A 9,477-nucleotide genomic window follows, 5' to 3' on the forward strand; every position below is an offset into this window, starting at 1 on the left:
AGGAAAAAGCCTCATCCTCGCTTGCGTTTCCTAAAATGAGTTGCACCATCGAAAGAGTGACGGGATTCTAACTTTTCTACAGGAGTTTTCCCAGAAGGGTATGACGCAATAAAAGAAGGCGCCGGTCATGCCCGAGGGAAGGAGGGTCGCTTCGCTCTTTTGAAGAGTCATGCGGGTCACCTTCTTTTCCTGAACGCTCATTCAGTTTCTCCGCAAATGCCGCAAACGTTTCTTCTTTGATGTCGGATTGGTTGGTGGTCACTTTCGCGATTTTCTTAACGAGAGTCCGGTCCAGGAAATTCATTTTATCAAAATTATATTCTCCGCCGAAATGGGCACTGACTCTTGCGGTTTCCAGCAATTCAGGGGGGAAGCTGCGCTGCAATTCTTCCAACACAACCGCTTCTTCCTGCATCCCGCAGATGAACAGCCCCAACCGTTTCTGCTTCAACAATTCCATGTGTTCCTCACAAAAAGCGGTGACTTCTTTCCGTATCTGTCCGGCATAAATGGGTCCACCGATTACAATCGTGACATACGAAGACCAGTCTTTCACCGGTCTTTTTTCAAGTGATGCAGCTCCACAGTTCCCGTCAATTGATCAGCCAGCAGCCGCGCACATTTTTCTGTACAGCCGTATTTGCTTGCATACACAATGAGCGTGTTCATTCTTTCGCCTCCATTCGAGAAGCTCTTTTTCTTACACTCATTATATACGTGAGAACGGGAAAGAAACATTTTGAACCATTGATTCCAGGAAAAGTGATTCAGTACACCTGTAAAACGGATATGGTCTGACACACAGGCGCGGGAAGCCGTCGAATTTTACACGACCACTATGGATAATTCGCGCATCACCAGTGTTCAAGTGATGAAAGACACCCCGGGAGGCGACTCAACTTCTGTTGGGTTTGAACTGGCCGAACAGCCGTTTATGGCAATCAGCGCCGGGCCGTATTTCAAATTGAATCCATCCATTTCCTTGATGGTGTTGTGTGAAACCGAAGAGGAGATTGACCGTCTGTGGCTGGCGTTGTCTGAAGGCGGTAAAGAATTGATGCCGCTGCAGGAATACCCCTTCAGCCGGCGTTACGGTTGGATCGTTGACCGGTTTGGTTTGACGTGGCAGCTGGACTGGACGGAAGAACCGATCGAACAAAAAATCGTCCCGACTTTCTTGTTCTCAAACGAAGCAGCCGGAAAAACAGAGGATGCGATGAAATTCTACACGGAAGTCATTCCGAACTCCAAAATCGAAGACGTCTACCCGTACGAAGAAGGGGAGTCCGAAAATCCGAACGCCAAAGTGCAATTCGCCTCGTTCCGGTTGAACGGGATGCAATTTTATGCCATGGACAATGGCATGGACACGTCCGGCGACGAGAATCTGAATTTCAACGAAGCTTTTTCCCTCATGATCATGTGCGAAGACCAAGACGAGATTGACTACTTCTGGGACAAGATGTCAGCGGTCTCTGAGTCCGAGCAGTGCGGCTGGATCAAAGACAAATTCGGCGTCTCCTGGCAGATTGTGCCGGAGAAACTGGATGAACTGTTGTCCACAGGAACACCGGAACAAATCTACAATGTCGTCCAAACCTTTTTGCCGATGAAAAAATTGGATATCGCGACACTGGAGAAAGCATGGAACGACGCCAAATAAAAATACGCACAAAGGGCTGTTGAATGAGTGCAGCCCTTTTTTCTATCAATCAACAATGAGAGAGGAAGAGACGATTGCCGAAAGGACTGCTGCACCACGTTGAACTGTATGTATCAGAATTACACGCATCCATAACTTTCTGGGGGTGGCTGCTGGAAGAATTGGGGTACGAACCGTTCCAAGAATGGGAGAGCGGGAAAAGTTGGAAACTGGTGGAGACCTATCTTGTATTCGTTCAAGCAGACGAGGAGTTTTTGGACATCCCATATCACAGGCGGCGGGTGGGGTTGAACCACCTCGCATTCCATGCCGCATCCAGACAGCAAGTGGACGAACTAACACGCAAGTTGGAAGAAAAAGGCATCCGCATCTTTTACCCGGAAAAACACCCGTTTGCAGGCGGAGAAAATTATTACGCCGTTTATTTTGAAGACCCGGACCGGATCAAGATTGAAATAGTAGCGCCATGACGCATTTTTTCGCTATAATGAATGAAAATTTCGAAGGAGAGGCAGGTGGGAAAAACGAGTGGAAACGGAGCGGCTCCTTTTAAGAAAATTAAAAATGCAGGACGCAACAAAAATTGAAGAATACGCCGGGGATTATCAAGTGGCGAAAACAACGCTGTCTATTCCGCACCCTTACCCCAAAGGCGGTGGAATCAGCTTCATCCAAGCAGTGGAGCGGTCCCAAAAATACGGGAAACTCGTCTTATTTGCGTTGGAAGAAAAGAGTTCGGGGCAGTTCGTCGGGGTCATCAACCTCAATTTCATCAAACCACATCGTCGGGCGGAACTGGCGTATTGGATCGGCACCCCGTTTTGGGGAAAAGGGTACGGGACCGAGGCCGCCAAAAAAGTGGTCGAGTACGGCTTTAACGAATTGAACTTGAACAAAATCCACGCCATGGCATTTTTGAACAATCCCGGTTCCTGGCGCATCATGGAAAAAATTGGGATGCAGCGCGAAGGCCTGCTGCGGCAGCACATCGTCCGTTTCAACGAAGTGCATGACGTCTTGTACTACGGCATCTTGAGACAAGACCTACAGGAGGAATTCGAATGACAAAAGAGATGGCGACACCTGAAGACTACATCGCGCAGCTGCCGGAAGAACGGCAGGAAGCGGTACAAAAACTGCGGGAAACCATCCAGGCGCACCTTCCGCACGGCTTTGAAGAAGTAATGTCGTACGGCATGATCAGCTATGTGATTCCACACAGCGTGTATCCGGCAGGGTATCATGTGAATGAGGACGAACCACTGCCGTTCATCATCCTGGCTTCTCAGAAGAATTACGTGGCATTTTACCACATGGGCGTCTATTCCTTCCCGGAAATATTGGATTGGTTCAAAGAAGAGTACAAAAAGCGGGTGCCGACCAAGTTGGATATGGGGAAATCGTGTATCCGGCTGAAAAAGATGGACCAGATTCCCTATGAGTTGGTTGGGGAACTGTGCGAAAAAATCACCCCGGAAGAGTACATTGAACGCTACGAGGCAGCAAGAAAGTAAAGGAGCAAGCTTATGACGGACACAACAATTCGCGAACCGAGAGAAGAAGAACTGGACCGCCTGGTGGACATTTGGTTGAAATGCTCCCTGATTTCGCATCACTTCATCGATGCCCATTACTGGCAGGAGCAGAAAGACGCGATGCGCGGGTTATACTTGCCGCTGTCTGAAAACTATGTGGCGGAGGTGGAAGAAAGGATTGTCGGGTTCGTCTCGATGATGGGCGACTATATGGCTGCCTTGTTCATCGAACCGGAATACCAACGGAGAAAAATCGGACGATCCCTCCTCCAATATGTCAAACAAAACCGAGAGGCGATCCATCTCAAAGTGTACGCCAAAAATGGCGATGCGGTGAATTTTTACAAACAAAACGGCTTCCATATTTCCGGAACCGGACGGGACGAAGCGACCGGGGAAGAAGAACTGTTTATGGAATGGCGCAAGAAAGATTAAGGAATGGAGGAGAAAGGGTGCGGATCGAAAAGGACAGGATAGAGCTCCTGCTTGGGTTTGCCCGACAAGACGAACGCATCCGGCTGATTTTTTTAATCAGAATCCAAGGTGCTCCATCACCGGCAGCTTCCGAAAAAACACTGGAACGAACTGGTTCGTACATACCGGATGGACGGAACCGGTGAAACAGGAAGCACCTTGTTACGAGTCCTCCGTAAGTATTCCACACAAGTCATCCAAACTTTTTCTTTCCCAAATCTTGACTACGACAAACACCTTACGCCGTATCTCGAAGACCTTCATCGGAATTATCGTTAGCGACAGCCTTCCATGGAAATGGAGGGCTATTTTTGTGTGTTGAAAGAGTTGTTTTTAAGGAAGGCCCATTCACTCATTTGAGAACGGCCTGTGGTCACTCAGTATAGAAAGCGTTTGCGTAAAGTGGCGGGAAAGCATATGATAAAGAGGAAAACACCACTAAGGCCGAATAAAATGCGGCCTGTCAAACAGGAGGATGACACATGCCATTACGGAAAGATTTCTTATGGGGCGGGGCGACCGCTGCAAACCAATGCGAAGGTGGATACAACGAAGGGGGACGCGGCCTGGCGAACGTTGATGTCGTACCGATCGGAGAAGACCGGTTTCCCATCATCACCGGGAAGATGAAGATGTTTGATTTCGACGACGAACACTTTTACCCGGCCAAGGAAGCCATCGACATGTACCACCGCTACAAGGAAGACATCGCGCTCTTTGCGGAAATGGGCTTCAACGTTTACCGACTGTCCATTGCCTGGAGCCGTATTTTTCCAAAAGGCGATGAAGCGGAACCGAACGAAGAAGGGTTGAAATTCTACGAAGAGCTCTTCAAAGAGTGCCAGAAATACGGCATCGAACCATTGGTGACCATCACCCACTTTGACGTTCCGATGCATTTGATCAAAGAATACGGATCTTGGCGCAGCCGCGAGATGATCAACTTTTATGAAAATTTGTGCCGTACGTTGTTCACGCGCTATAAAGGATTGGTCCGTTACTGGCTGACATTCAATGAAATCAATGTGCTCCTGCATGCGCCGTTTATGGGAGCGGGATTGTACTTTGAAGAAGGCGAAAACGAAGAACAAGTCAAATACCAGGCCGCACACCACGAATTGGTGGCCAGTGCTTTGGCGACGAAAATCGCCCATGAAGTCGATCCAGAAAACCAAGTGGGCTGCATGCTCGCTGCCGGGAAAAACTACCCGCATTCCCCGAAACCGGAAGACGTGTTGGCGGCCCAAAAAGCGGACCACGACAACTATTTCTTCATCGACGTCCAGTCGCGCGGAGAATACCCGGCATACAAACTCAAAGAACTGGAACGGAAAGGCATCGCCATCCAGATGGAAGACGGGGACTTGGACTTGTTGAAAGAACACACAGTTGATTTTATTTCCTTTTCCTATTATTCTTCCCGCGTGGCCGCCGCCGAGCCGGAAGACGCCGACGAATCGGCCGGCAACCTCTTCTCGGCCATCAAAAACCCGTATTTGGAAGAAAGCGAATGGGGATGGCAGATCGACCCACTCGGTTTGCGCACGACGATGAACGACTTGTACGACCGCTACCAAAAACCGCTCTTCATCGTGGAAAACGGACTCGGCACCGTCGACACGCCGGACGAGAATGGGTATGTGGAGGATGATTACCGCATCGAGTACTTAGCCAAACACATCCAAGCGATGAAAGACGCCGTGGAACTGGACGGCGTGGACTTGATGGGGTACACAACCTGGGGCTGCATCGACCTTGTGTCCGCCAGCACCGGAGAGATGAAAAAACGGTACGGCTTCATCTATGTCGACCGTGACAACTACGGCAATGGCACCTTGAACCGATCGAAGAAAAAATCGTTTTACTGGTATAAAAAAGTCATTGAAACCAACGGCGAAGACTTGTCCAACGATTGATTTTTCATCTAGGCTCCGAGTCGTGTATAATACATGCATGGAAAGAATTTGACACACAGAGGAGCAGTCACAGATGGAATTACAAAATGCAAAAGTCGGATTCATCGGATTCGGCAACATGGCGCAGGCAATGGCGCAGGGATGGGTCAAAACCGGTGCATTGAAACCCGGGCAAGTTTACGCCAGCGCACGGAACGTGGAGAAATTGAAGCGAAACACCGAACCGCTCGGGATTCACGCGTGTGCATCCACAGCGGAAGCGGCCGAACAGGCAGACGTCCTCGTCGTGGCGGTGAAGCCGTACCAAATCAGCGAGGTGCTGGCGCCATTGAAAGAGACCCTGCAAAACAAAATCGTGGTCTCCGTAGCGGTGAATTACCCGTTTGAGAGTTTGAAACACGACTTGCTTCCAGGAACGGCTCACTTGAGCACACTGCCGAACACGCCGGTTTCCATCGGGGAAGGCATCACGATCGTCGAGCAGACGCACTCATTGGATGCAGACCAGTACGCGTTGGTCGAAACCTTGTTGTCTGCTTTGGGGCTTGTCCAACCGGTTGAAACGGCTCAAATGAGTACCGCTGGAACATTGTCTGGATGCGGCCCGGCATTTGCGAGCATGTTCATCGAAGCCTTGGCGGATGGCGCCGTCAAACACGGCTTGCCGCGCGATGCAGCGTACCAATTGGCCAGCCAGATGATCGCCGGAACCGGCAAACTGCAACGGGAAACCGGTGCGCATCCGGGCGCGATGAAAGACGCGGTCACCTCTCCGGGCGGAACCACCATCAAAGGGGTCACTGCTTTGGAGAAACACGGCTTCCGCGGAGCGGTCATCGAAGCCTTTGACGCGATTGAAGGCGAATAGACCAGCAACGCAGCACTAGGGGGTGCAGCAATGAAGGTGTATATGATGTAAATCACACACGGCACGAGACAACAGTAATCCCATCCTGCTTTCAAAAAAATCATAAAGAATTTTGGAGGGAGCAAGATGGAGTACAAAAGTGCCGAGGGCGTCCTGCCCGCAGAACTGATCAAACAAATTCAGCGGTATGTGGACGGTGCAGTGGTCTACATTCCGCGCAACGAAACCAACCTAAAAAGATGGGGCGAACAAAACGGAACCCGCAGTCGTTTGAGACAACGGAACCAAGCCATCTACCAGCGGTTTCTTGAAGGAGAAACAGTGGCAGATTTGGCAGCTCGTCATTACTTGTCGGAAAAAAGCATCCGCCGTATCTTGAGGGAAGAAAAAAGAAATTGAAGCGAGGCTCAACTTTGATTGTCACTCAAAGTTGAGCCTTTTTTGGTGCTGCCGCATGGTACAGTGGAGATAACAAGAATATGGGGGAGAAACCATGGAGACATTAAACGAATTGGCCCACCGCATCGATTTTTCAGGAAGCGTGCGCGCCGCATATCAAGGCGAAACACTGGAAGCAAGTTTTGGTTTCCGCAATCGTCCGGAGAAACTGGAAAACACCCGTACCACCCGTTTTGGCATCGCGTCCGGCTGCAAAATCTTCACTGCCGTTGCGGTCTGCCAGCTGGTGGAGCAGGGGAAATTGGCGTTTGACACCCGATTAACTGATTGCTTGGACCTGGACTTTCCCCACTTTGATAAAGAAGTGACCCTTCATCATCTGTTGACCCACACATCAGGTGTGCCGGACTATTTTGATGAAGAAGTGATGGAAGATTTTGAAGAATTGTGGGTGGAAAAGCCGATGTACACGATGCGGAACGGGCGGGACTTTCTGCCATTTTTCCAAAACGAACCGATGAAAAATCAACCCGGTGAACGGTTTGCGTACAACAATGCCGGCTACATTTTGCTGGGGCTGGTGGTGGAAGAAGTAAGCGGGCAGCTGCTCACAGACTATATCGAAGAACACATCTTTCAACGGGCAGGGATGACGCGCTCGGGTTACTTTGAACTGGACCGTCTGCCGTCCGAAACAGCTCAGGGGTATATCGAGTTGGAAGACGGCACATGGAAAACCAATGCCTATGCGCTTCCGGTAAAAGGCGGTGCAGACGGCGGGGCCTTTGTCACCGCGGAAGACATGGAACGGTTTTGGCACGCCTTACTGTCTCATCAACTGTTGAAAGAAACCACGACACATTCTCTGCTGCAGCCGCACACTGAAGCAGAAGAAGACAACTTTTACGGGTACGGCGTGTGGATCGACCAAGACAAACACGGCATCCAAAAATATCATGTAATGGGGTATGACCCGGGTGTCAATTTCCATTCGGCGTATTACCCGGGAACTTCTGCGATGGTGACGGTTTGCTCCAATGTATCCGAGGGTGCTTATGACATGCTGGAAGAAGTTGAAACCCAGTTCTCCCTTTCATGAATGAAACGGTTCCCTCATTTTTTCTGCAAAGGTTGTTTGACGGAGAGGAACCGTCCCGTCATAATGAAGGAAGAAAGTGAGGGAGCAATATTGGAGGAGAACAAAAAGAAAGCGAAAAAAAGTGGATTGAAAAATGTAGGATTTTTCTTGATCTGTGCGGTTATCGGGATGACTCTTGGAATCGTGTCGGCGACGTTGGTCCCGAATATGCCGGCGGATGTCGGCTTTTATGCCATCGCCATCACCGTCTTTTGTTTTTTTATCGGATATCTGTTGCACGTCCCAATTCACGAAGCGGGACACTTGGTGTTTGGGCTGCTGACGGGGTACGAATTCGTGTCGTTCCGTGTGGGATCGCTCACGATTTATAAAAAAGACGGCCGATACAAAAAAGCCAATTTTACCTTTCCCGGAACAGGCGGACAATGCCTGATGAATCCACCGGAATACAACGATGGGAAATTCCCGTCCTTCTTGTATAACATCGGCGGTGTGGCCATGAACCTGGCAGTTTCCGCACTGGCACTGCTGGCCATCAGCGAAACGGTATCGATGTGGGGAAACCTGTTTCTGGTCGGCTTCGCCCTGGCCGGACTGTTTACGGCTGTGGTGAACGGGATGCCGCGAAAAATCAACGGTTTCCCAACCGACGGCTACAACATTGTCACGATGCGCAAAGACGAAGTCGCGAATTGGGCCTTTTGGATTCAACTCCGCGCCAACGCATTGTTGACACAGGGCGAGCGCCCAAAAGATTTGCCGGTTGAGCCGTTTCTTCTGGACGCACAAGACGACTTGGCAAACCCGATGAATACGTCTGCGTATATGCTGCGGTACAACCATTATTTGGACCAAAAAGAGTTCGACAAAGCCGCACAGGTGCTGACGGAAGTGACGCCGTTCATGGATAAGATGATGCCGCTGCACCGGAATGAAATCAATGTGGAAAAAGTGTTTCTTGAATTGATCGGCGATAACGACCCGGCGGTGATTCAAGAGTTATATAACGAAGAGCTGATCCAACACGTTCAAGCGACCCATAACTGGATGAACAAAAAACGATTGGCGATGGCCTACGAATGGTTCCAACGCCGCGACGCCGACAAAGCGATGGAGTCTTACCGCGAACTAGTGGACATGGCCGAACGGTACCCGCTTCAAGGAGAAGCCGACATGGAACGGATGCTGGCGGAATGGCTGAAAGACCAAATCCATTAAACGGAAACGCTGCGGAAAGCCGCAGCGTTTTTTTTAGTGCGCCCGGCATGGGCGACAACTTGGTGGTGAAAGTCCACTACAGACTTGGCAGTAGGAACTGTTAGCGAAAGTCAAGGGTGTCCGCCGTGAGGCGGAATCTGAAGGAAGACGGACGCAAATGCTTGCACTGACGAACAGAAACTTCATACAAAGGCTGAATCAGGACGGATGAGCTTGCTAAACAAAGTGAAGTCCGATACTGCCCGAATCCTGTACAGTAAATGGAGCAGTGACATGAGCAGAAGGTTGTCGTTCTTACCCGGGGA

The 9,477-nt window shown here is 50.1% G+C and carries 12 protein-coding genes; 11 read left to right on the forward strand and 1 reads right to left on the reverse strand.

All coding sequences use genetic code 11. The features are described from left to right. Nucleotides 1–76 precede the first annotated feature (76 nt). A complete protein-coding gene (locus tag G470_RS12790; protein ID WP_051258441.1) occupies nt 77–556 on the reverse strand; it encodes a flavodoxin domain-containing protein in 480 nt (159 codons plus the stop codon). Between the two features lie 231 nt (nt 557–787). Here G470_RS12790 and G470_RS0105430 point away from each other — a divergent pair, with 231 nt between their 5' ends. The 11 genes from G470_RS0105430 (at nt 788) to G470_RS0105480 (ending at nt 9,172) form a co-directional block, all read left to right on the forward strand. Then, the gene (locus G470_RS0105430; RefSeq protein ID WP_028273949.1) at nt 788–1,663 is read left to right on the forward strand and encodes a VOC family protein; all 876 of its coding nucleotides are present in this window, start codon (nt 788–790) and stop codon (nt 1,661–1,663) included. 86 nt (nt 1,664–1,749) lie between these two features. Beyond that, a complete protein-coding gene (locus tag G470_RS0105435; RefSeq protein WP_205617892.1) occupies nt 1,750–2,133 on the forward strand; it encodes a VOC family protein in 384 nt (127 codons plus the stop codon). A gap of 58 nt (nt 2,134–2,191) precedes the next feature. Then, nucleotides 2,192–2,728, forward strand: a complete 537-nt coding sequence (locus G470_RS0105440; protein ID WP_028273951.1) for a GNAT family N-acetyltransferase — start codon at nt 2,192–2,194, stop codon at nt 2,726–2,728. Beyond that, entirely contained in the window at nt 2,725–3,177 is a 453-nt protein-coding gene (locus G470_RS0105445) for a DUF1801 domain-containing protein (protein WP_028273952.1), read from the forward strand. The genes G470_RS0105440 and G470_RS0105445 overlap by 4 nt, the downstream gene beginning before the upstream one ends. Before the next feature lie 12 nt (nt 3,178–3,189). Next, nucleotides 3,190–3,633, forward strand: a complete 444-nt coding sequence (locus G470_RS0105450) for an N-acetyltransferase (RefSeq protein WP_028273953.1) — start codon at nt 3,190–3,192, stop codon at nt 3,631–3,633. Between the two features lie 17 nt (nt 3,634–3,650). Continuing rightward, nucleotides 3,651–3,818: a hypothetical protein gene (locus G470_RS14390; protein WP_156907962.1), complete on the forward strand. Its 168-nt coding sequence runs from the start codon at nt 3,651–3,653 to the stop codon at nt 3,816–3,818. Nucleotides 3,819–4,154: 336 nt separating this feature from the next. Beyond that, nucleotides 4,155–5,588 carry a 6-phospho-beta-glucosidase gene (locus G470_RS0105460; protein WP_028273954.1) on the forward strand — a complete coding sequence of 478 codons (1,434 nt, stop codon included), beginning with the start codon at nt 4,155–4,157 and terminating at the stop codon, nt 5,586–5,588. Between the two features lie 73 nt (nt 5,589–5,661). Beyond that, nucleotides 5,662–6,456 (forward strand): pyrroline-5-carboxylate reductase, encoded by a 795-nt coding sequence (proC, locus tag G470_RS0105465; RefSeq protein ID WP_028273955.1) that lies wholly within the window; start codon nt 5,662–5,664, stop codon nt 6,454–6,456. A 126-nt stretch (nt 6,457–6,582) separates the two neighbouring features. Then, nucleotides 6,583–6,855, forward strand: coding sequence for a CD3324 family protein (locus G470_RS0105470; protein WP_028273956.1), 273 nt, complete (start codon nt 6,583–6,585; stop codon nt 6,853–6,855). A gap of 94 nt (nt 6,856–6,949) precedes the next feature. Further along, a complete protein-coding gene (locus G470_RS0105475) occupies nt 6,950–7,954 on the forward strand; it encodes a serine hydrolase domain-containing protein (RefSeq protein WP_028273957.1) in 1,005 nt (334 codons plus the stop codon). A gap of 63 nt (nt 7,955–8,017) precedes the next feature. Next, nucleotides 8,018–9,172, forward strand: coding sequence for a hypothetical protein (locus tag G470_RS0105480; RefSeq protein WP_028273958.1), 1,155 nt, complete (start codon nt 8,018–8,020; stop codon nt 9,170–9,172). Nucleotides 9,173–9,477 lie beyond the last annotated feature (305 nt).

Source organism: Atopococcus tabaci DSM 17538 (assembly GCF_000429585.1).
Taxonomy (GTDB): Bacteria; Bacillota; Bacilli; order Lactobacillales; family Carnobacteriaceae_A; genus Atopococcus; species Atopococcus tabaci.